Source organism: Arthrobacter sulfonylureivorans, assembly GCF_022637435.1.
Classification (GTDB): Bacteria; Actinomycetota; Actinomycetes; order Actinomycetales; family Micrococcaceae; genus Crystallibacter; species Crystallibacter sulfonylureivorans.
This window is the reverse complement of the sequence record NZ_CP093326.1, coordinates 3,119,591-3,141,256: the sequence shown is the minus strand read 5'-3', so window position 1 is coordinate 3,141,256 and position 21,666 is coordinate 3,119,591. Positions and strand designations below refer to the sequence as shown.

The 21,666-nt window shown below is 65.6% G+C and carries 23 protein-coding genes; 13 read left to right on the top strand and 10 right to left on the bottom strand.

Annotated features, from left to right (window positions below):
- Window positions 1-67 precede the first annotated feature (67 nt).
- On the top strand, window positions 68-973 hold the full coding sequence (locus tag MNQ99_RS14455) for a macrolide 2'-phosphotransferase (RefSeq protein ID WP_241913409.1): 906 nt from the start codon (window positions 68-70) through the stop codon (window positions 971-973).
- Between the two features lie 111 nt (window positions 974-1,084).
- Here MNQ99_RS14455 and MNQ99_RS14450 read toward each other — a convergent pair whose 3' ends face one another.
- The 3 genes from MNQ99_RS14450 to MNQ99_RS14440 form a co-directional block, all read right to left on the bottom strand.
- Window positions 1,085-1,780, bottom strand: a complete 696-nt coding sequence (locus MNQ99_RS14450) for a hypothetical protein (RefSeq protein WP_241913408.1) — start codon at window positions 1,778-1,780, stop codon at window positions 1,085-1,087.
- Window positions 1,761-2,282, bottom strand: coding sequence for a MarR family winged helix-turn-helix transcriptional regulator (locus MNQ99_RS14445; protein ID WP_241913407.1), 522 nt, complete (start codon window positions 2,280-2,282; stop codon window positions 1,761-1,763). Before MNQ99_RS14445 ends, MNQ99_RS14450 begins: the two co-directional genes overlap by 20 nt.
- A 113-nt stretch (window positions 2,283-2,395) precedes the next feature.
- The gene (locus tag MNQ99_RS14440) at window positions 2,396-3,157 is read right to left on the bottom strand and encodes a DUF1353 domain-containing protein (protein WP_241913406.1); all 762 of its coding nucleotides are present in this window, start codon (window positions 3,155-3,157) and stop codon (window positions 2,396-2,398) included.
- A 124-nt stretch (window positions 3,158-3,281) separates the two neighbouring features.
- Between MNQ99_RS14440 and MNQ99_RS14435 the strand changes: the two genes are divergently transcribed.
- A complete protein-coding gene (locus MNQ99_RS14435) occupies window positions 3,282-3,770 on the top strand; it encodes an NADPH-dependent FMN reductase (RefSeq protein WP_241913405.1) in 489 nt (162 codons plus the stop codon).
- 56 nt (window positions 3,771-3,826) lie between these two features.
- Entirely contained in the window at window positions 3,827-5,065 is a 1,239-nt protein-coding gene (locus MNQ99_RS14430; RefSeq protein ID WP_241913404.1) for a hypothetical protein, read from the top strand.
- 46 nt (window positions 5,066-5,111) lie between these two features.
- Here the strand turns inward: MNQ99_RS14430 and MNQ99_RS14425 are convergent, their stop codons facing one another.
- A complete protein-coding gene (locus tag MNQ99_RS14425) occupies window positions 5,112-5,669 on the bottom strand; it encodes a histidine phosphatase family protein (protein ID WP_241913403.1) in 558 nt (185 codons plus the stop codon).
- Window positions 5,670-5,834: 165 nt separating this feature from the next.
- Here MNQ99_RS14425 and MNQ99_RS14420 point away from each other — a divergent pair, with 165 nt between their 5' ends.
- Entirely contained in the window at window positions 5,835-5,975 is a 141-nt protein-coding gene (locus MNQ99_RS14420; RefSeq protein WP_164745385.1) for a hypothetical protein, read from the top strand.
- Between the two features lie 68 nt (window positions 5,976-6,043).
- Here the strand turns inward: MNQ99_RS14420 and MNQ99_RS14415 are convergent, their stop codons facing one another.
- The 4 genes from MNQ99_RS14415 to MNQ99_RS14400 all read right to left on the bottom strand — a co-directional run bounded on the left by MNQ99_RS14415 (window position 6,044) and on the right by MNQ99_RS14400 (window position 11,862).
- Window positions 6,044-9,445: a DEAD/DEAH box helicase gene (locus MNQ99_RS14415; protein WP_241913402.1), complete on the bottom strand. Its 3,402-nt coding sequence runs from the start codon at window positions 9,443-9,445 to the stop codon at window positions 6,044-6,046.
- Window positions 9,446-9,562: 117 nt separating this feature from the next.
- The gene (locus tag MNQ99_RS14410; RefSeq protein WP_241913401.1) at window positions 9,563-9,991 is read right to left on the bottom strand and encodes a DoxX family membrane protein; all 429 of its coding nucleotides are present in this window, start codon (window positions 9,989-9,991) and stop codon (window positions 9,563-9,565) included.
- Window positions 9,992-10,243: 252 nt separating this feature from the next.
- Window positions 10,244-10,633 carry a hypothetical protein gene (locus MNQ99_RS14405; protein ID WP_338423097.1) on the bottom strand — a complete coding sequence of 130 codons (390 nt, stop codon included), beginning with the start codon at window positions 10,631-10,633 and terminating at the stop codon, window positions 10,244-10,246.
- A gap of 59 nt (window positions 10,634-10,692) precedes the next feature.
- On the bottom strand, window positions 10,693-11,862 hold the full coding sequence (locus MNQ99_RS14400) for a glycosyltransferase family 4 protein (RefSeq protein WP_241913400.1): 1,170 nt from the start codon (window positions 11,860-11,862) through the stop codon (window positions 10,693-10,695).
- A gap of 101 nt (window positions 11,863-11,963) precedes the next feature.
- Between MNQ99_RS14400 and MNQ99_RS14395 the strand changes: the two genes are divergently transcribed.
- The 4 genes from MNQ99_RS14395 to MNQ99_RS14385 all read left to right on the top strand — a co-directional run bounded on the left by MNQ99_RS14395 (window position 11,964) and on the right by MNQ99_RS14385 (window position 16,124).
- Entirely contained in the window at window positions 11,964-12,710 is a 747-nt protein-coding gene (locus MNQ99_RS14395; RefSeq protein ID WP_241915386.1) for a sulfite exporter TauE/SafE family protein, read from the top strand.
- Between the two features lie 107 nt (window positions 12,711-12,817).
- Window positions 12,818-12,946, top strand: a complete 129-nt coding sequence (locus MNQ99_RS19035) for a hypothetical protein (protein WP_277883555.1) — start codon at window positions 12,818-12,820, stop codon at window positions 12,944-12,946.
- 395 nt (window positions 12,947-13,341) lie between these two features.
- Window positions 13,342-14,673: an FAD-binding oxidoreductase gene (locus MNQ99_RS14390; RefSeq protein WP_241913399.1), complete on the top strand. Its 1,332-nt coding sequence runs from the start codon at window positions 13,342-13,344 to the stop codon at window positions 14,671-14,673.
- A gap of 149 nt (window positions 14,674-14,822) precedes the next feature.
- On the top strand, window positions 14,823-16,124 hold the full coding sequence (locus MNQ99_RS14385; protein ID WP_241913398.1) for a cell division protein PerM: 1,302 nt from the start codon (window positions 14,823-14,825) through the stop codon (window positions 16,122-16,124).
- A 1-nt stretch (window position 16,125) separates the two neighbouring features.
- Here the strand turns inward: MNQ99_RS14385 and MNQ99_RS14380 are convergent, their stop codons facing one another.
- Window positions 16,126-16,536 carry a hypothetical protein gene (locus MNQ99_RS14380; RefSeq protein ID WP_127512040.1) on the bottom strand — a complete coding sequence of 137 codons (411 nt, stop codon included), beginning with the start codon at window positions 16,534-16,536 and terminating at the stop codon, window positions 16,126-16,128.
- Window positions 16,537-16,576: 40 nt separating this feature from the next.
- On the opposite strand from MNQ99_RS14380, the gene purN reads away from it, so the two are divergent.
- The 4 genes from purN to MNQ99_RS14360 all read left to right on the top strand — a co-directional run bounded on the left by purN (window position 16,577) and on the right by MNQ99_RS14360 (window position 19,661).
- Window positions 16,577-17,134, top strand: a complete 558-nt coding sequence (gene purN, locus MNQ99_RS14375; protein WP_241913397.1) for a phosphoribosylglycinamide formyltransferase — start codon at window positions 16,577-16,579, stop codon at window positions 17,132-17,134.
- Window positions 17,135-17,347: 213 nt separating this feature from the next.
- Window positions 17,348-18,013 (top strand): DUF6318 family protein, encoded by a 666-nt coding sequence (locus tag MNQ99_RS14370; RefSeq protein ID WP_241913396.1) that lies wholly within the window; start codon window positions 17,348-17,350, stop codon window positions 18,011-18,013.
- Between the two features lie 52 nt (window positions 18,014-18,065).
- On the top strand, window positions 18,066-18,923 hold the full coding sequence (locus tag MNQ99_RS14365; protein ID WP_241913395.1) for a PKD domain-containing protein: 858 nt from the start codon (window positions 18,066-18,068) through the stop codon (window positions 18,921-18,923).
- Window positions 18,924-19,067: 144 nt separating this feature from the next.
- Window positions 19,068-19,661 (top strand): DUF6318 family protein, encoded by a 594-nt coding sequence (locus MNQ99_RS14360; protein ID WP_241913394.1) that lies wholly within the window; start codon window positions 19,068-19,070, stop codon window positions 19,659-19,661.
- Between the two features lie 84 nt (window positions 19,662-19,745).
- Here the strand turns inward: MNQ99_RS14360 and MNQ99_RS14355 are convergent, their stop codons facing one another.
- A complete protein-coding gene (locus MNQ99_RS14355; RefSeq protein WP_241913393.1) occupies window positions 19,746-21,098 on the bottom strand; it encodes an MFS transporter in 1,353 nt (450 codons plus the stop codon).
- Window positions 21,099-21,243: 145 nt separating this feature from the next.
- On the opposite strand from MNQ99_RS14355, the gene MNQ99_RS14350 reads away from it, so the two are divergent.
- A complete protein-coding gene (locus tag MNQ99_RS14350; RefSeq protein WP_241913392.1) occupies window positions 21,244-21,621 on the top strand; it encodes a hypothetical protein in 378 nt (125 codons plus the stop codon).
- Window positions 21,622-21,666 lie beyond the last annotated feature (45 nt).

Genomic DNA, 21,666 nt, shown 5'->3' with positions numbered 1-21,666 from the left:
CGGCCCAGGCCATGGCTCCGGCGTGGGCTCTTGGCTACAGTGGCACCAAGGCTCAAGGAAGGTGCCCATGATCACTGCGGACGAATTCACGCCGGACTACGTGGCCGATCTTGCTTCCCAGAACGGGATGACGATCCAGCCGAAGTCCGTGCGGTTCAACGAAGCCGGGCTGGACTACCTGGTCGCCTTCGCCACGGCCAAGGACGGCAAGAAGTGGGTGCTGCGGATTCCGCGGCGGCCCGACGTATCGGCCAAGATCTCGGATGAAGCCAAAATCCTGGACCTGGTCAAGAACAAGATCTCCCCCGCAGTACCCGACTGGCGGATCCGGAACCGCTCGTTGATTGCCTATCCCGAACTGCCCGGCGAGCTGGGCCTCACCGTGGAAGACGGCGAACCGCTCTGGCATTTCGACCGCGAGTCTCCCGCGTACTGCGCCTCGCTGGGGCGGCTGATCGCCCAGTTGCAACGGATCAGTGCGGCTGAAGCGCGAGCCAAGGGAGTGCCCGTATTGACCCCCGCCGAAGTGCGCGAAGAATGGCGCACGAACGTGGCCACGGTCAGCGAAGAGTTCCGGATTGCCGACGAGCTCATGGACCGCTGGAAGGCCTGGCTCGCCGACAACAGCTACTGGCCCGACTTCACGGCGTTTACCCACGGAGAGCTCTACCCCGCCCATTTGCTGCTGGACGACGAGAATGAAATCCGGTCGGTGCTGGATTGGACGACGGCGAGGGTAGGCGATCCGTCTGCGGATTTCAGCCTCCACCACATGATGTCCACGGCCGAGGCGTTCGACCAAACGATCAGGGCGTTTCGGGACGCGGGCGGACGCGTACCGCCCCGGCTCGAAGAGCACTGTGTGGAATTGGTAGCCGCCGGCCCCGTGGTCTACGCAATGTATGCCCTGCAAACAGGCCATCCCGATCACCAGGCCACGGCGGCCGCCCTGCTGGATCCGTCCGGCGCCTGACCCCGCGCGAAGAAGGCCCGGCGCACGGCGAAGGGCTCAGCCGGCGGGGCCGGGCAAGAAAATGACCGGCGCCCGTTCGCTGGCGCCGGTCATTGGTCTAGTGGGGGCTTGTTACTTCTTGCGGCCCTTGGCCTTCTGGAGGGGATTGGCCTTGGTGAGCGGCCGGGCCGGAGCATCCTCTACGCTGACTTCCGCTACGGAAGCCTCGGCTAGGAAAGGTTCCTCCACGATCGCCGTACTGGCCGGGGCTCCCGGTTCCGCAACGGTAGCGGGAGAAGACGTAGCCAGCGGGGCTGGTGCGGCGACGGCGAAAGCCGGCCGCGCGCCGTCGTCGTTCGGTGCCGCCTCCAGCTGGAGCCGGGCCGGAGCTGCGGGCAAGGCCGCAAAAATGAAGTCGGCTACCGGCGCCGGGGCAGCGGCAGTCTGGACCAGGCTACCGGCGGTGGACGGAACGGGGCCAATGTCATCGGAATGCTCGAAAAGAGCACCGGTGAACCTGTCCGCGTAGCCCAGCCGCTTGGCAATCAGCCAGAGGGACGCGCCAACAATGACCATGGTGGCTATCACCGCGATGCCGGTGCCGTAGATCCGCAGCAGCGCGTTGACCGGGGAGAGGGCGTGGACCGGCGTGGTGTCCAGCAGCCAGACGATGGACCAGAACGCCGCGGTGGCGGCCAGGGTCAGCAGGGGGAACAGCAGACCGGCGGTACGCACTTTCCTGGCCAGCATCTGCCGGGTGGCGGACAGCCGTGAAGAAAGCGAAAGCAGATCGTGTTTGCCACCTTGCTCAAGAGCCTTTGATGACATCGCCTGTCGTGTTCCTTTCCGAGTCGGTTCGTTGTGAGGGCTCGCCGCGCATGAGCTGCTCGGCGAAACGGGTAAAGAGTTGGGCAAAAGCTTCGCGGTCGTCGTCGGTCCAATCCGCGAGGATCTCATCGACAACGGCGGCACCGGCCTTGCCGATGTTCCGGTGCATCCGCCGGCCGGCCGTGGAGGCCGTCAGCAGGGTGGCCCGGCCGTCGTCCGGATCCGCCTGCTTGTCCACCAGCCCTTTGTCCTCAAGGCGGCGGACCTGCGGGGTCATGGTGGACTTGTCCACCCCTTGCTGCGTGGCCAGCTCCGAAACGCGGACCGGGCCCTTGTCATCGATGTACTCCAGCAGGGCGACATCGGTAGGCGTCAGCCCGGCTTCGCGCGGATCGAACAGCTGTTTCCGCGTGTCGGCATGGGAGGCCCAGCGCACCACCTGAGCCACGGCGTCACGGATCATGACGCCCGGATCGGGCTGCTTGCGGGGGTTGGGGGGCATGCCTCAATCATAGTCGATTCCGTTTGGTTGTGCCAATCAAACCAAATTGCCTTTTCGGGGGTGCGTTCCGGAGGGTCGATTCCGGCATTGCCGGGCCGGAAATGTGAGATGTATCATGGGTGGGGCGTCTCCGTTAAGGGGCCGACGACGGGTGGTGGGCTGGGGTGTTTGGTGAAGGGTTTGGTAACGGCCCACCAGCCGGTCTCGCAGAGCCACAGCAGCAGTGACCCGGCGGCCGCTGCCGCGAGCACTGGGGAGAACAGGGCGAAGGCCGGAACCAGGGCGGCGACCACCGGCCAGTCCCGGGTCCAGGCCAGGCACAGCACGGCGGTCAGCAGCACTGCTCCCGCCAGGGGCAACTGGCCGGCGCCGGTTGCGGCCAGCCAGATGGCGGCAACGAGCGCGAGCGCCGCCACCCCGACGGACGCCGCCAACAGCAGGCCGCGACCCCTCGAATGTTCAAGGTAGGCCTGGACCGACACGCCGGCCCACATCAGCCGGGCACGCAACGCGGCGACTCCGGTATCCAGCAGCGCGCGGCGGAACTCCTCGTCATAGATGCGGCGCCGCCGCAGCGCCTCCTCGGGCGGCAGCTCGGCGCACGTTGCCATGCGCAGGTCATGCAGCAGGGCCGGGGCCGTCTGCCGTCCGTAGCTGGCAATGAGCCCCCACATCCAGGTGGGCACCGAAGCCAGGTCGGTGGAGTTGTTCTTGAGCCCGGCGGAGAGATCGTGTGCTGCAATCCGGACGACGGCGGAAGCCGGATCCGCCTGGTAGTAGATCGGCTGCGCCAACTGGAAGCATCTCTTGGTGCGCTGGACCAGATGGATGGCCGCCAGGGGTTCGGTGGCGGCGGCGTCCTGGTAAAACGGCATGCGGCCAGTGTGACATCCGGGGCAGACGTTTCCTATGGGCAACATGGGGTAACACCGCGCCACGGGCCGCAATGACTGGGCCGGTGCTGGCGATCCGGCCTTCCGGCGCGGTAGCGTCCGAACCATGACCGTGACAGTTGTGGCAGGAAACCCCAAACCCGGCTCCCGGACGCTGGCCGCCGCCGGACAGTTGGCCGAACAGATTATCGGTGCGCCCGCGGACCATCTGGTGGATGTGGTGACGTTGGGCCCGGGCCTGCTGGGGTGGGGTGATGAGGGCGTGGCCGCTGCCGTCAAGACCGTGCAGGGCAGCGAACTGGTGATCGTGGCGTCGCCCACCTTCAAGGCCACCTACTCCGGCGTGCTGAAGCTGTTCCTCGACCAGTTCGCCACCGGTGACGGGCTGGCCGGTGTGGTGGCGGTGCCGCTGATGCTCGGCGCCGGACCGGCCCACGCGCTGGCGCCGGAGTTGCTGCTCAAACCTGTGCTGGTGGAACTGGGCGCCACTGTCCCGGTCCAGGGCCTGTACCTGAACCAGGAGTCCTGGCAGGACCCGGAAAGCAGCGCCGCCTGGCTGGAGAAATGGCGGCTGGTGATCCAGTCCCTGCGCTGACCGCCGGGCCCACCCCGACGGTTACCTTCGCGGCGAGGCCATGGCAGACTCGTTGCATGAGTCCTGTGAGTCGCAAGCGCAAGCCGAAAAAGATGAAGAACCGGCAGCCCGGCTCCGGCAGGCAGGCCGGGCCGGTCAGCGACCCGCTGCTGGAGCTGTACGTCGAGCTGGAACGTCCGTTTGCCGACACCTTGGAGACGGCCAGCCCGATCGAAGCCCATTCGCTGGGCGGCTACCTGCTGGATCTGTGGGATACACAGGACGACACCGGCCGGCAGCGCCGCAACGAACTGTTCTATGCGTTCTTGGACCTGGCCGAGGACCGCAACGGCCCCGGCGCGGTGCCGATGCTGCGCGCGCTGGCGTTCCTGATCGGCCGTCCGGATATGCGGCGCGACGCCGAAACGCTCGCGGACCGGATGGTGGCCGACGGCTTCACCGAGCCGGAGTGGGCCAAGCACCCGGTGACGGTGACGGCCCTGCACCGCTATGCGGACGCTTTCGGCGACGAAGCCAACATGCTCTTCGAGTTTACGGCCGGCAATGACAAAGTAGGCCTGCTGGTGCTGCTGGACGGCAACATTTTCGGCGGGACGGTGATGGAAACCGGGCTGGTGGACGACCCGGCCGCGGCGCTCAGGGACCTGAATCAAGACGCCCAGGAAGAAGGGCTGGTGCTCGACGCCGACGCCGACCTGACCGGCGCCGCGCTGGACGCGTGGGAAGGGCTGGACGCCTCGCTGGATTTGCCCGAACACATGGTGGATGAAGATTTCGGCGCCCGCCGCTGGGTGGCCCAGGCCTGGCTGCGCACCATCATCGAGTTGGCGGACGAGACGGAGGAGGAGAGTGAAGACTGGCTCTCCGACGAGGACTACGCAGAGCTTGATGACGCCGAGGCCGGTGCCACGCCCGGCGGAGCGCGGCGGGGCGGTGACACGGAAACGGCGGCCGGCAGCCTGGATGAGGAAATCGAGGCGCTCCGGCAGGAGGAAATCGACGAGCTGGCCACCCGCTATCTGCGGGAGACCGGACGCGAATCGGCCTCGGAACGCGGCATGGTGAACCTGATCCTTGGCTACAGCTGGGATTACGACGGCGGACGGCTCACCCGGGTGAGCCCGGTCAAGTTGGATTTGATCAGCGAGACGCTGATGGCAGAAGGCGGCATGGAGCCGGTTGACCCCGCCGAACTCACCGCGTTCCTGCACCGCTGGGTGGACTGGTGCGCCCCGCGCGAAGAACTGTCCGAGCACGCCGTGGCAACCCTGCATCAGCGTTTGGAGGGCGAGTAGCGCGAGGTCGGCCGGACCGTCCCGGGAACCGCACGCCCCGCCGTCGTCAGGAGCGGGTGGCAGCCAACTGGTCCGGATCCGGGCGGTAGCCGAGCACCACGTTAGGGTCCAGTTCCACTGCTTCACCATTGAGGATGTAGTCCCGCGGCGTTCCGTGCAGCGTATTCAGCGTGAGCCGCAGGATCGTCCCGTGTGCCACCGCGATGATGTTTTGTTCCGGGTAGGTGCGGAGCAATGCCTGCAGCCCGGCGATACCGCGGACGGCCACGTCCACCTCCGGTTCCGCCTGCCGCATCAGTTCGTCAATGTGCGGCCGGTCCATGCCGCGCAGCACGGTGCCTTCGATCCCGCCGTAATCGCGCTCAAGGAGCTCCGGAAGCGTTTCCGCCAGCTCCAGGCCCACCTGGCTGCCGATGATCTGCGCGGTTTCCACGGCGCGCACCAAAGGTGAGGACACCAAAACGTCCCAGCCGCCCGCGGATAGCGAGGCGCCGGCGTCGTACGCCTGCTGCCTGCCCAAGCTGTTGAGCGGCACATCGGTGTGTCCCTGCAGCCGGCCCGCTGCATTCCAATCGGTCTGTCCGTGGCGTACCAGTGCCAGCACCCTGCCCCCTTCGTCCGGTGGACGGGATGGCCCGCGGAGACGGACGATCCCGTCTATCACCTTAGCCCGGCGGCGGTCGGCGCTGGCCGTTCGCCCGGGCGGACGTGACCGGAACCATGGTCAAGGATGCCGCGGACTCGGCCGGGTCGGGGATACCTTTAGTCCGTGGTCAAAGTTGTGGGAATCATCCAGCCGGTCGAAACCAAGGAATTGTCGGCTGAAGGGGAGTCCTATGCCGACGCCCGGGCCGCCATCGAAGCGCAGGTCCCGGACGGCTGGCGCCTGCTGCAGGTCACCGTGCAGTAACACGCCGCCAGCCACCGGGCCCGCGCACCCGGCCGCATGTCGGGCGTAGGCCGTTCCCCAGGCGCAGGCTAGTCGCCGAACAGGCCGCGGATGTCGGTAGCGGTGAGCTTGGACGAGAACATGGCATCGTCTTCGAGCACCGACGAGATCAGCTTGGCCTTCCGCTCCTTCAAGGCCATCACCTTCTCTTCGATCGTCCCGCGGGCCACCATCCGGTAAACCATGACGTTCTTGGTCTGGCCGATCCGGTGCGTGCGGTCCACGGCCTGGGCCTCGGTCGCCGGATTCCACCAGGGATCCAGCAGGAAGCAGTAATCGGCCTCGGTCAGGTTGAGGCCGAAGCCGCCGGCCTTGAGGCTGATCAGGAACACCGGGGCATTGCCGCTCTTGAACTTCTCGATCACCTCGGCGCGGCGGCGGGTGGAACCGTCCAGGTAGCAGTACTCAATGCCGGCCGCGTCCAACTGCTGGGCGGCCATCTTCAGGTAGCTGGTGAACTGGCTGAAAATCAGCGCCCGGTGCCCCTCGCCGATGACGTCTTCAAGTTGCTCGAACAGGACGCCGAGCTTGCTGGACGGCACGGAGGCGTACTTTGGATCCACCAGCGAGGGATCCAGGCTCAACATCCGCAGCAGGGTCAGCGACTGGAAGATGGTGAACCGGTTCTTGTCCATGTCCTCGACCAGTCGCAGGACCTTTTGCCGCTCGCGCTGCAGGTGCGTGTCGTAGATCCGCCGGTGCTTGGGCGTCAGTTCCACCTCCAGGACCTGCTCCTGTTTCTCCGGCAAGTCCCGGGCCACCGCTTCCTTGCTGCGGCGCATCATCAGCGGCTTGATCCGACGGCGCAGTTTCTGCAGCAGTTCGGAGTCCTGGTTGCGTTCGATCGGCCGCTGGTACTGGTCAACAAACCGCACGGCGGACGGGAACAGCCCGGGCGCCACGATGGAGAAGATGGACCACAGCTCCATCAGGTTGTTTTCCATCGGCGTGCCGGTGATCGCAATCTTGAAGGGCGCACGCAGATCGCGGGCACACTGATGGACCTTGGTGGCGCGGTTCTTTACGAACTGCGCCTCGTCCAAGATCAGCCCGGCCCAGTCCGTCTCCTGGTACGTCTCGAAATCCAGCCGGAACAGCGTGTAGGAGGTGACCACGACGTCGGCTTCCGCAACGATCTCCGACAGCGGGCGGCGGCCGCGCACCTGCGTGTCGGTGATGCCCTCGATCTTCAGATCCGGGGCGAAGCGCTGGCTCTCCTGGACCCAGTTCGACACCACCGAGGTGGGCGCCACCACCAGGAACGGGCGGGCGAACGCCGGTTCGCCATGCTGCTTGGCATGCAGCAGCAGGGCCAAAGCCTGCAGCGTCTTGCCCAGCCCCATGTCGTCCGCCAGCACCCCGCCCAGCCGGTGCCGCCAGAGGAAGGCGAGCCAGTTGAAACCTTCGGCCTGGTACGGGCGGAGCTCGGCATCCAAACCGGCCGGCAGGGGAGTCTGTTCCACCGCCTCCAGCGCCAGCAGGCCCTGGACCGATTCGCGCCAGCTGCGGGCCTGGACGGTTTCGGTGGCGACTTCCTCCAGGTCTTCCCAGAGCGAGGCCTGGTAGCGGCTGATCTGCAGTTCGCCGGATTCCCGGTCCTGCATCTGCCGGGCTTCGTCCACCAGCTGGCGGAGACGGTCAAACACCGGCTGCTCCAGCGACAGGTAGGACTTGTCCACCAGCAGCAGCCGGGTCTGGCCGCGGGCCAGCGCCTTGAAGATGTTTCCGAACGGCACGGTGCGGCCGGCCACGCGGACCATGACGCCGAGGTCGAACCAGTCGCTCTCGTCCGTCTCCACCGTGCTGATGGTCAGTTCGGGTGCTTCGGTCAGCTCCTGATAGTCGGGCTTTTCGCCCACAATGTCCACGCGCACGCCGTCCAGCTGCTCCAGCGCTGGCATCGCGTAGCGGGTGAAATCCACGGTGGCCATGTCCCGCAAGGTGCGCGCCGCCGTCGTGCCCACGCCCGGCACGGCCGCGGCAGCCTCCAACAGGTCTTGCTCGGCGGGCAGGTCGCGGTAGTGGCCGGTGTCCGCATCGTCGTCGACGGGAAGCCGCAGCGGCTTGTCTCCGTGGCGGTACTCGATGTGCCAGCCGAGCTGCAGCACGTTGCCCTTGCGGTAGGAAGCGGTCAGGACCAGCGCCGGCGGAACGATCTCCGGGAAGCTGACTGATTCGTCGCTGCTGGCCACCGCGATGCGCTGGCTGAGCGCCGGGTAGTAGCGCTCCATGAACTGCTCGACGTCGGCGGCCGGAACCGTCAGCGGTGTGCCGGAGAGCAGCAGGTTCGCTTCCTGATCGGTGACGGTATGTGCGGTGGGGGCCAGGGTGATGACGGTCTGGCCTGCGACGCTGTAGTGGTAGACGCCGTGGGTGCCGACGATACCCGCAGTCTCCGTGGGGAGTTCCTGGCCGTCGATCCGCAGCGACGGTGTCAGGACCAGGTCGGCAGTGTCCGGGTGGCCTTCGGCGGCACCGTCGCGCGTTTCGGCGGCCGCCGGCGCTACGCCGTCGAGATGGGCGTCCAGGCCGATCACGGCTTGGTCCCGGATGTCGACGACCGTGTCCGCCTTGGTGCCGATCAGCGCAATGCCCAGCCGCTTGGCTTCGGCGAAGAGTTCCCAGAGCAGCGGGCTGCTGAATTCGTCCAGGAAGAGCCAGTCGTTGTCTTCGCCGAAGTAGGTCAGCCCGGTGGCCCGGTGCAGCGGCGCAAACTGGCTGAACCAGCGGTGCTGTTCGGTGTCCAGCGGCAGGCCGTAGGTCTTGTAGCTGATGGTGTTCCAGCGCAGTTTGCTGCGGATCCACCGGCCGGTCTCGTTTTGCAGCACCGGGCGGACGCCGACCCGCATCCGGTTTCCGGCCTTGCGGGTCCAGTTCGGGCCTGCTGCGGAGTTCTCCGGCAGGGAGAGGCCCGAAGGGCGGTACTGGCGGTCGTTCCGGCGGCCCGGCTCCGTCAGCTCGAACTGCAGTCCCAGCCCGGAGGTGCTTTTCACCTTGGTCTTCGCCGGTTTGGCTGCGCCGCCCTTGGCGCCGTCCGGTGTGCCACCGATCAGTCCTGCCAACGAATCCTGCCAGCCGGCCTGCACCGGTTCCGGCTCGCGCGCGAAGGCCTGGTTGGTGATCAGGTGCTTGCCGTTGCTGTTCAGGAGCACGGCGGCTACGTGCTTACAGTCGGAGCCCACCGGGCAGCTGCAGGACGCCGAAGCCGGACGCCACTGACCGCTCGTACCGGTTTCCAGGTAGATCCGGCAGCGGTACGGCAGTGCGGCGGTGCCGATGACTTTAGCGGTCAGGAGGCGGACGGACGGGTCCCAGTCGAGCTCGGCCACTGATCCGTCGGAGGCATAGATCTTGCCGCGGGCAAAGGCGGCGCCGCCCACCAGCCTGATGATTTCGCTGACGTCAACCAGCGGAAAAGTGTGTGCGGCCATGACCTCCATCATCTCACGGTGGAAGCGGCCGCCGGCACGGGCGGCTGAGGCTGTGGACGCGGGAGGACGACCGCCTGGTGAGGCCCCGGCGCCGCCGTCGTGCTCCGCTGGTTAGCGTCAGGTGGTGGGGATCGCCGTCGGTTTCTTGTTCTTGGGATCCAGGATCAGGGCCAGGGCGATGCCGAGCATCCAGACGTCCTTGGCGTAGGGGGTGCCCTCGGGGCTGGGGCGGACGTTGTCCTCGGCGGTCATGTGCGGCGTCTTGAAGTACATGGCCAGCAGCGAACCGGAGAACGCGGCGAGGCCCAGGCCGGCCAGCCTGCTGGGCACGAACGGCAGCAGCAGTGCAGCGCCCAAGGCGGTTTCGCCGTAGGCCAGCAGTTTGCCGAATTTCTCCGGATCCATCTGCCTCAATGAGGGAAACGCGCGGCTGCCCATCTCCTGCATGGCGGCAGCGGTGTCCTTATCCAGCTTCTGTTTGCCCAGCCCGGAATTGAGGATGAACGCGCCGGTGGAGAGGCGCAACGGAATATGGCTCAGTTTCATCGGGAGTCCTCGAATCTGTGTTGTCCGCTGTTACTTTTGAGCCTACGGTTCCGCCGTAACCTCCGCTAGTGCCCGCCGGTGATCGGCCAAGTGCCCGTCGGCGGTCGACCAAGTGAGCGCCAGTATCCGTGGGTGGTCGACCAAGTGAGCGCCAGTATCCGTGGGTGGTCGACCAAGTGAGCGCCAGTATCCGCCGGTGGTCGACCAAGTGAGCGCCAGCGAACGCGTGGAGGCCCCGGGTCCGCGAGCCGCCTATTTCTTGGCGGCGCGGACAACCCGGGCCACGGCCCGACCGGCGGTCCAGACCAGGGGAATCAGCACGGCCAGCAGCGCAACGGTGTTGGGCCGGAACGTTGCGGGCCCGTCGCCGCGCCCGGTGTAGGCGCCGAGCGGCAGGGCCAAACCGCCGCCACCACCGCCGGCGGCTCCATCGGCATCGCCGCCGCCGCCGAAACCGTACTGGACCAAGGCCACCGGAACCACGGTATCTCCGCCCACCTGCAGCGGTTCTCCAAAGGTCCGGGCAACGCCCAGCGACTTGAGCTGTTCGGCCAGCCGTTCCGGTACGGATGGGCCGGCCGACGGCCCCGGCCGGGATGAGGGAGCAGATTCGGGCGAGACGGATCCGGTTTCTGTGGGCATGGCCACATCCTAGTGGAACGAGACAAGGCGCTGAATAGCCGGAGTTCCGGCTGAAGCATTCACCCGGCCAGGAAACCCAGCACGCCCCTGGCTTCCAGGTTCAGCTCCCGGCGCTTGACCCTGACGGCAAGCCGGTAATAGTCCACCAGTTGTTCGCAGAGTACCGGCCACGTCCGGCCTTGTACCGAGCGATGAGCCGCCTCGCCCAGCGCCCGGCGCTTGGTGTCGTCGCCGGTTAGGTCCCGGACGTAGTCGCGCAGTTCATCCAGGTTCCCGGGCCGGTAGATCCAGCCGGTCCTCGAAGGGTCAACCAGGTCCAGCGGGCCGCCGCGGCCCACGGCCACGACGGGCACGCCGCTGGCCATGGCCTCCTGAATGGTCTGGCAGAAGGTTTCCGATTCGCCCGGGTGCACAAAGAGGTCGAACGAGGCGACACACCGTGCCAGTTCTTCGCCGGTCTGGAAGCCGGCAAAGTGCGCTCCGGGCAATTTGGCCTGCAGCTCCTCCTTCAGCGGACCGGAGCCCACTACCACCAGCCGGGTGCCGGGGAGATCTGCCAGCACGGCCAGATCCGCCACTTGCTTTTCCGCCGCCAGGCGGCCCACGTAGCCGATGATCCGTTCCCCGTTGGGTGCTACGGATGCCCGCCAATCGGCGTCGTACTTGTCCGGATGGAAGCGGCTGGTGTCCACTCCGCGGCGCCACAGGTGGACGCGGATGCCGCGGCTGCGCAGCTGTTCCATGGCGAACGACGACGGCGCCAGGGTCAGTGTGGACGCTTTGTGGATGCTCTCCACCCGCTGCCAGAGCAGTTCCTGCAGCCAGGGCGCACCGTAGCGGGCAGCATAGGCGGGCACTTCGGTCTGGTAAACGGAGACGGTGGGCAGGCCGAGTTGCTGGGCGGCCTGCACCGCGCGCCAGCCCAGGATGAAGGGGGAGGCCACATGGACCACGTCCGCCCGGAAGCTGGCCAGCACCCGCCGGATCCGTGCCACGGTTCCGGCCGCCACGCGCACATTCGGGTAGCCGCGCAGCGGGATGGACGGCAGCCGGTAGACCGGGTAGCCCTCCACCGTTGCCGGTGCGGTGTCCTCCAGCCACGACGACGTCGGTGCCACGACCAGCACGTCGTCTCCGCGGCGCCGCAGGTGGGCGATGACTTGCAGCAGTGAATGGGTGACCCCGTTCATGTGCGGCAGGAACGATTCGGCGACGATAGCTATCCTCACGCCACCCAGCCTGCCTGCGGCCGGCAACGAGCAGGCGAGCAGACGTGATCGTGTCGGTGAACGGCGGCCTAACTCCGCTCTGGCAGGGTGGTCGGGTGACCATGGGACTCCTGGCGCTGATCACCGGCGCGATCTTTTTCGGTTCGGTGGCCCAGCGCATCGCGGGCATCGGGTTCGCCCTGCTGGTGGCGCCGATCCTGGCCATCTTGCTGGGGCCGCATGAGGGCATCATGATGATCAACATCTGCGCAGTGGTCTCCTGCGGGCTGATTGTGCCCCGCGTGTGGCGGGAGATCGACTGGACCCTGCTGCTGTGGCTGTCCGCTCCCGCCGTCGTCGGTACGGTTGTCGGCTCCTGGCTTGCGGTCCAGGTCCCGCCCGCCGTGCTGTCCACCGTGGTGGGCGCGGTGGTGATGGCCGGACTGGCCGTCGCGGTGGTGCTGGGCCGTGCGCAGGTCACCGTGTCCGGGCAGCTGCCCAAGGCACTCGCCGGGCTCGGGTCGGGACTGACCAACGCGCTCGCCGGGGTGGGCGGTCCGACGGTGAGCGCCTACGCCATCCTGTCCCGCTGGCCGCCGCGACCGTTCGCAGCGACGCTGCAGCCGTTCTTCCTGCAACTGTGCCTCATCACCGTGGGTGTGAAGCTGGCGGTGGACCCGGGCAGCGTGCCGCACCTGAAATGGTGGATGTGGGCGGTCATTGCGCTGGCGATCATCGGGGGCATCTTCGCCGGCGAACGGCTCGGCCGGCGGCTGCGGGACGAACACGCCAGGGCCGCCGTGGTGGTGCTGGCCTTTCTGGGGGCGGCCGGTGCGTTGGCCAAAGGACTGGTGGATCTACTGGCCTGAGTGCCGCGCCTTTCCGTTTATTTAGGTCCACTAACGAGGGCTGGCTTTATTTTCTAAAGCAGGTATGGTCTGTAGCAAGACATCCCGCTTGAGAATGAGGAGCAAGAATGTCCGGAAAAACTCCTGCGCGCGAAAGCGCAAAGAAGCAAGGCCGAAGCATTAAAGAAAAGCGTGCCGAAAAGCGCGAAAAGGCGACCTTGGAGAGCGAAACCATTCCCAAGCGCCGGAAGCGTTAGCGCGCCGGAACCATTGCTGACCGTGGAAACGGCGGCCCAGTTGCGGGGCTGACGCGTCGAGGGGGCACGGAGGTATGGTGCCGGCGGAATCGTGGTCACGCGGTTCTTGCTGACTGGCGGAGCCACGGAAAGAGTCCGCGGAATTAGTTTTCCTGCGTTGACTTTCCGTTGAGCGAATATCCGCCTGCGGGGCGGCCGGATGATTTCAACATCATCCGGCCGCCCATTCCATGTATTGATTGGTGGTGTTCCTGCGGCGTACAGGAACGCGTTGCAGCTTTCGGAACGTGAATATCAACTGTTCCGTCTCAGGGGTCCAAACGTCTAGCGTGTCGCCGGCGAGCGGCGTACCGTTTTGCTTGCTGGGGGTCCGACACACGGGGAGGACCAACGCCATGGAATGGATCCGGCCGGACGACACCGGTTACGACGAGGCTCGGAAACTCTTTAACGCGATGATTGACCGGCGGCCGGCCGTCATTGCTCAGTGCGGCAACCCGAATGATGTGGGGGAGGCACTGCGCTACGCCCATGAGCACCGTCTAGACGTGGCAGTGCGGTCCGGAGGCCATTCAGTAGCGGGCATGTCCATGAACGATGGCGGACTGGTCATCGACGTCCGTCCGATGAAGACCGTGACGGTGGATGCCGCAGCCCAGACCGCGACAGTGGGCGGCGGCGTGACCTGGGGCGAGTTCGACCGAGCGGCCCAGCCCTACGGGCTTGCGGTCACCGGCGGCCGAGTCAGCACCACAGGCGTCGCCGGCTTCACGCTCGGCGGCGGCTCCGGGTGGATGGAACGGAGCTGGGGTCTGGCTTGCGACAACTTGGTCTCGGTGGATCTGGTCACGGCGGCCGGCGAACTGGTCACCGCGAGCGAACAAGAAAACCCGGACTTGTTCTGGGCACTGCACGGCGCCGGCGGAAATTTTGGTGTTGCGGTCTCCCTGACCTTTCGGATGTATCAGGTCGGTGAGCAGAGCTTGGCCGGCCTGATGTTGTGGCCTGCCGACGCTGCGCCCGATGTGGCCCGTGCGTACCGCGACTTTGCACCGGATGCACCCGCGGGCGTGGGAACCGCCTTGGCATCCGTGATCGCCCCTCCGGAGGAGTTCGTCCCGGCTGACCTGCAGAACAAACCCGCGCTCGGCGTGGTTTTTGTCCACGCCGGAGAGCCCGGAACCGGCGAGGCGGCGCTCGAGACCGTGCGCAGCTGGGGGCCCGCTGCTGACGTGGTGGCGCCGCGGCCGTATGCGGAGTTCCAATCAATGCTCGACGATCAACCGGACCAGTTTAATTATTGGTCCGCCGAATACCATGACGAGTTTCCGGACCCGGCGCTTGACGTTTTCCTCCGTTCCGGCGCCAAGTTGCCGCATCCGTCCTCACAGTTGCTGCTGATCCCGTGGGGTGGCGCTGTGGCCGAGGTCTACGGCACCAGCACGCCGATGGCCCGGCGCGACGCCACCTGGGTGAGCCACCCCTTCGCGCTGTGGCAGGATCCTGCCCAGACAGAGGCGGCCATCGCTTGGGCGAAGGGGTTCCGCCGGGATATTTCCGACTTCGCCACCGGCGGGGTGTATTTGAACTTCATCGGCCACGAGGGGCAGGACCGGATTAAGGCAGCGTTCGGGGAAGAGAACTACAACAGGCTGGCCCGGATCAAGCACCAGTACGATCCATTGAATGTCTTCCGAGGCAACCAGAACATCGAACCCGCTGCCTGAGACCCGATTACCGGACCCTAGAGCGTGAGCCGAGCCCCGCCGTCGTGCGCTGGGAAAGTACGACGACGGTGCGCGCCCGCCATGTGCCGATGGCCACGGCGCCGAGTCGCTAAGCGGGCGGGGGCAACCTGACTGGCACCATAGAAGCAATGAAACTCACGTCGCGACCGGGCGGTCAGGCCGGACTGCCGATGCCCCTCTGGCTGCAGGGTGCCTTCGAGTTCTTCCAGTGCGCCCTGCTCTCGGCCATCGTGGTGCTGCTGCCGCTGGTGGGCGTTTGGTTTGCCGACGGTTTTGACGACCGCAGCTTCGATTCGCTGGCCCGTCTCGGCGGCCAGGCCTGGCTGCTCATCCACGGCGTCCCGCTGGAACTGGCCATCCAAACCGGCGCCAGTTCGGCCGAAACACTGCGCGGAACGTTGTCGCTGGTGCCGCTGGGACTCACGCTCATCCCGTTCTTCCTGTCCTGGCGCGCCGGACGGCGGCTGGCCCGGGCCTCCTATACGGACCAGCTGTGGCAGGCACTGGCCGGCGCGCTCGGAACCTATGCTGCCGTGGGCGCAGCGACCGCATATCTGGTGAAGACCGATGAAGTGGAGATTTCCACTCTGGCCGGGGCTCTCATTCCGCTGCTGCCGGCTGGGGCTGGACTGATTGTGGGCGCGTACCGGGAGGCCGGGTCCTGGGCGCGGTTGATCGGCGTCGACGCGGCCGCATGGGTGGCCCGCACCAGCCAGCATTCTCGCTGGGCCGGATCCTACGTGTGGGCCGGCGTTCGTGCCGGGCTGCTGGCGGTGACCGCCGCCATGGCGCTCTCGGCCCTGCTGCTGGCAGTGGACCTGGGCCTGCACTGGGCCGAGGTCGTGGAAATCTATGAACAGCTCAGCCCCGGCATCATCGGCGGCGTCGTACTAACGGTGGCGCAGTTGGGGCTGGTACCCAACTTCGTCGTGTGGGCGCTGTCGTGGAGTTCGGGGGCCGGATTCGCCCTCGGCTCCGGCAGTTCCATTGGGCCGCTCGCCACCACAGTGGGACCCATGCCCGCCTTGCCCGTGTTGGGCGCCCTGCCGTCCGGCGAGCTGACCTACGGGCTGGCCGCCTTGGCCGTGCCGGTGGTCGCCGGCGTGCTGGCCGGCTGGTGGTTTCTGCGCGAGGGTGAGAATCATTTCGACGAGTGGCTCTCCATCAAGATCCGGGCCCGCTGGTTCACGGCCTCGGCGTCCACGCTGCTCCTGGGGCTGTTTATTGGTACCGTCGCCGGGGCAGCGGCCGCCGCGCTGGTGTGGCTGTCCAACGGTTCGCTGGGTATCGGCCGGCTGACGGAGATCGGGCCGGATCCGTTGTGGACCGCGCTGTGGGTCGCCGGCGAAGTAGCGCTCGGCACCATGATCGGCCACGCCGTCGCACCCTGGCTGGAGCGCGAACCGGCCCGGGCCCGCAGCCGGACGTGACCTACGGGTTCAACAGGTCGGTGAAGTTCAGCAGCTTGTCCTCGTAGTTGCCCAGGCATGCTTCGCGGGCCGACTGCGTGACTGCCAACTGATTGCAGTCCTCGAAGGCAGCGGTCAGGGGCCAGAACAGCACCTGCGCCAGCGTGGTCAGCAGGAAGAACGCACCGGCACCGACGCCCAGTACATAGGTGATCCGCAGCGAGCCCGGCAGCCCCGCGCGCACCGCTTTTACCAGGCCTATGACGGCCACCACGATGCTCGCCACGGCCAGCGCCGGAGCCACCGCCTTCCAAGGGAGCGGGAGGGCTGTTGCTAGGAAGGTGGAAGCCAACAACAGCAGCAGCACACGGACAAAGAGCCCCGCCGACTTGGTCTGTTCCTCGGTCGGCTCCGGGCGCGTGGTCTGCTGCATGGATTAAGCCTAGGCGAGAGGGACGCATAAAGTTGATTCCATGCGCATAGTGGTTCTCGTATCCGGCTCCGGCACCAACCTGCAGGCCGTCATCGACGCCGTCCGTGACGGCGGGCTTGATGCCGAGATCGCCGCGGTGGGCAGCGACGTTCCCGGCTGCCGCGGGCTGGAACGCGCCGTCGAGGCGGGTATCCGGACCTTTACGGTGGCCCCCGCCGACTTCGCCTCACGGCCCGAATGGAACCGTGCCCTGGAAGAAGCCGTGGCGGCCAACAGTCCGGACGTGGTGCTGCTGGCAGGCTTCATGCGCATCCTTGACGCCGAATTCGTCGCCCGCTTCGAGGGGCGCCTGGTCAACACCCACCCGGCCCTGCTGCCGTCCTTCCCGGGCGCCCACGGCGTGCGCGATGCCATGGACCACGGCGTCAAGGTCACCGGCGTGACCGTGCACCTGGTGGATTCCGGCGTCGACACCGGCCCGATCCTTGCCCAGGCGGCAGTTCCCGTGCTGGACGACGACACCGAAGAGTCGCTGCACGAACGGATCAAGGTCGAGGAACGCCGCCTCCTCGTGGAGACACTCGCCAAGCTCGCCTAGGTCCACTCGAACAACGACGCCGGTGCTCGCCAATCGGTGTAAGCGCGGTTCTCCCGCGCCAAGACACGCGATATTTACGTGCTGCTGTCAAGGGCGGCGCTTGCTTTCAACCCGCTGCAGACCAAACCTGTGGAAAACCTCCGCACCTGTCGATTCGTCTGGTTAGACTGGCTCGCACCAAGCGTCCAGCCCGTCCAGCACCCGGGGGTCTGAGTGAGCCAGCAGCCAACACTCATAGCTACAACGCGCGTCCGCATCACCATTTTCCTCATCTCCGCGGCAGCCCTTGCCCTCTCCGCCTGCACAGGACCAGCCGGCGCCGAGCCATCAGCCTCGCCCGCCCCCGTTGCATCGGAGTTGGCCATTGGGTCACCAACGCCAAGTCCAACGTCGTCAGCCACAGCAACATACAAGCCGGCATCCGAGGACGGACCAGCAGAGAACGTTCCCGTCCCTGAGCTCCCAGAAGCAGCAACAGAAAAGACTGAAGAAGGCCTAACGGAGTTCTCGGCATACTGGTTGGAAACGATGACTTATGCCTATGCAACAGGTGATCTTGAGCCAATGAAGGCCATCAGCGGCGCCAACTGCACAGCTTGTATTAACGCAGCGCAGACCATTGAAACTTCCTACAGTGATGGCGGATGGATGGTGGGAGGAGGACTCACGCCGGCCTCAAGTAAAACTAACTTTAAGCAGACGCCGGAAGGCGAGTATCAAATTGTTTTCCAGCACCGGCAAGAGGCACTGGATGTCTATCTGATGGACGGAACACACGAAATCAAATCTGATCCTGTTGATTCCTCAGTCATGATCATGATCGCCGCCTACGACGGCGGCCATTGGGTGGCGAAGAACGTTGAGACGATCGGAAAGTGAAGCTGGCAGTTCTGTTCGGTGGAAGCGATGCTGGCGAACGGTCTCATGCTGCTTGCTAATTTCCATTGGGTTTGTTTTCACGTCATCAATTTCCTTTGCAGCCCGTCAGGACGACATATCACTCGGTCAGGATGGAGTTCGTTCTGAAGCTTGGGTTCAGGATCCCGATACCGGGATGTGGCATCGAACGCTGGGGCGCCTTCCTCTGGATCCGAATGGATATCGGTTCGAGCCACTCTGTCTGGAGGACAAGAGCCACCAAAGCGCGCCTTGTGTGCAACAGATTGATCGCTGCACCGAAGGGGAAGGCGCGCGACTGGTGCAGTGGTATACAGGTCTCTCCGGGACGGATCGCTCGACTTGGGCGGCACTCGGGAATCCCGTGTGCATCTATTCCGAGGAGCCTGGCGATGTTCTAGATGAGATCGCCGGACAAATCCAACATCAATTTGAGCAGCGACCCGTAGCGGCTGGCGAGGTCTTACTTCAGCCGAACGAACATACTCTGAGAGGAGCTCACACCAACGTCTTTGCTGTGGCACAAGAGCAGGTTTTCGAACTCATTATGCTCGAGCAAGAAGTCGTTATCCGAGCGGAACCCGTGGGCTATGCATGGACTTATGGTGACGGGCATAGCTTTGGTCCAGTGACGGATCCGGGGGGTCCGGTGCCGCAGGACCGTTGGGGTGAGCAGACTGCGACAAGTCACATTTATCAAGAAACCGGCGACTATCGGATCGTTTTGACGACTACTTTTAAGGGTTACTACTCCGTCAATGGGGGCCAGGAGATTCCGATCCCCAACACTGCAGACTTTAGTTCCGCTCCGGTGGAGATCAGCGTCTGGCGGTCGGTGGTGAACAACTATGCAGACAATTGCCTCGAGAATCCGGAGGGCGCGGGGTGCTGAAGCGGAGGGGTGGTGATCTGCCACACCTGAAGCACTCTTTTCAGAGTTTCGCGTTCGTCCCGGCGATAGGGTATGTGACGGTGCTGACGCCGCCCAGATGCGAAGACGTCGGCTCCCTCTCATTCCGTTATCCCAGGGGAGACCATGAAGAAGTTGATGATGTCCGGCGCCGTGGTGACTGTGGCAGCTGTTGCGCTTGTGGGCTGTGGCAGTGAGGCCGGGCAGGACAAGGCTGCAGTAAGCAACAAGCCGGTGGCGGCTAGCACTGAAGCGCCGGCGCAGAACGTCCGGACGCCGGAGAAGAACGACCGGATGTCCGAAGACACAGACCAGGGCTTGGCGTCCTTCACGTACTACTACTTTGAAGCCAAGAATTATGCGATCCAGACCGGCGATGCAGACCTGATGCGCGAAGTCGCCGCTGACTGCAGCGGTTGCATGACCGAGGCGGACGCCATTGAGGCTGTATACGCCGACGGCGGCTGGATTGTCGGCGGACAGCCCAAGGCCCTGAACGTGGTGGCGTTGGATGAAGCCAAGGACGAGGAGGGTAACCTCAGCGCCATGGTTCCGTACATGGAAGACGCCCGCACCACCCTGGACAAGGACGGCAAGACCGTCGAGGCCAAGGAGTGGGATTCGGACGGAACCACGCTGACGGTAACTGCCAACTACGCCGACGGCGCGTGGGCGATGGTGTCGGTCGACGAGACGCCGAATGCCGGGTTGCCGGAGTAAACACAGATCCGCTAAACGTGCGCCCTTCCCCTGTTGGTGGAAGGGCGCATTTGGGTTCGGGAGCCGTGCAGGTGACTGCCCGAATTAGAGAAGTTCGGCGCCCTTGGTCTCGGGAGAGAAGCGCGCCATCCACAGCACCGCGATCAGCACCAGGACGCCGGCAATGGCGAACGACCATGCAAGGCCCAGATACGGCCACATGACTGACGCGAAGATGAGCGGGCCGAAGCCGGCTCCAACGCGGGAGAACGTCGAGGCCCAGCCGAAGCCGGACCCGCGCAGCTCGGTGGGGTAGAGCTCGGAGACATAGGTATACAGCACGGGAATAGCGATCTGCACAACCATCCCGTAGACCAGCAGCAGGGCCACCACAGCCCCGGGAACGTCGATGAGGAGTGCGACGACGACGAGCGCCAGCGCCGACAATGGACCGGTAATGGCGAGAATCCACTTCCGCCCGGTCTTCTCGACGAAGTACGCGGCGATGATGACGCCCACCAGACCGACGGCGGCCATGCCTGCCGTGGTGAGGAAGGCACGAGCTGCGGCGAATCCGGCGTCGATGAGGATGATCGGCATCCAGGTCAGGGCCAGGTAATAGACCAGCAGGATGCTGAAGAACAGGGCCCAGGCCGCCGTCGTAATCTTCCAGTTGAATTTCCAGACGGCTTTGAACTGCACCAGGACGTTTACGGCGGACAGGCGCGGTGCTTCGCTTGGGTCGGGCAGCCGCCATTCGCGGACGGTTCCGCCGGTCCGCTCAATCATGCCGTTGATGACTTGTTCGGCCTCCGCCGTGCGGCCGCGGCTGACCAGGTAGAGCGGGGATTCGGGCACCGACCTGCGGACCCAGAAGACCAGCAGGGCGGGCAGGACCATGATCAGCATGGTGAAGCGCCAGTCGGCCACGGTGGCCATGATGATGGCCGAGACAAAACCGCAGAGCGCGGCGCCGACCGGCCACCAGCCGTCCATCGCGGTCAGGACGCGGCCGCGCAGCCGGCGCGGGGTGAATTCGCCGACCAGCGCGTAGTCAACGGGGACGCAGCCGCCCAGGCCGAAACCGGCGATGAACCGGAAGACGCAGAACCAGACAATGTCCGGTGCGAAGGCCCCGCAGACAGTGAAGACCGAGAAGACCAGCAGCGTGGCGGTGAACGCCGTCTTGCGGCCGATGAGGTCGGCGATTGAGCCCCAGATGAAGGCACCGAGTGCCATGCCGATCAGATTCGCCGTCCCGATCCAAGCAGCTTGCGCCGGAACAAGGTCCCAATGATCGGACAGCAGCGGGATCAGGACGCCGTTGAGCGTGACGTCCCAGGCATCGAACATGAAGCCGAGTCCGCCGAGCAGAAAAATCTTGCCTTGGACCCGCCAGCGCCAGGGAAGTTCCTGCACGATCTGGTCGCCGGTGGGCAGGGAAGCGGTCTGCGTCATTCATGGCCTTCCAAAGGAGCATCTAGTCTCACTTTAGCCGCGTGGGGCAGATGAGAGGCTTCTCATTGAGTTCTCCTCAACGTCTCACGTTCGGTGTGCATTCTTGAGTCATCAGCACCTCGCAAAGCACCGTGAAAGGCAGAACATGAACAAGCGCACTCTGTGGATCGCAACCGGAACTCTCGGCGTGATGGCAATCGGCGCCGGATCCGCTGTCGCGGATTCGGCCTTCGAAAACGAGGATCTGGGACAGAGCATCGTCCAGGCAACGGAAGCACCGGCCCTCAGCCCGGTCATGGAAACCAGTGTGTCCCCGGCTGCGGTGAATCTGGACCAGCACGACGTGAAGACAGCTGTGTCGGCGGTGACTGCCCAGTCGGCGGCCAGCCCGGCCTCCGCCCAGAGCGCCCCGTCTCCGGTCTCGGCCCAGTCGGCGGCCAGCCCGGCCTCCGCCCAGAGCGCCCCGTCGCCGGTATCTGCCCAGTCCGCTGCTTCCGCCCCGAGTGCACAGAGCGCTGACTGACCGGCAGTCCAGAAAGCCCGCCAGGTCCCGGATGTCCCCCCATCG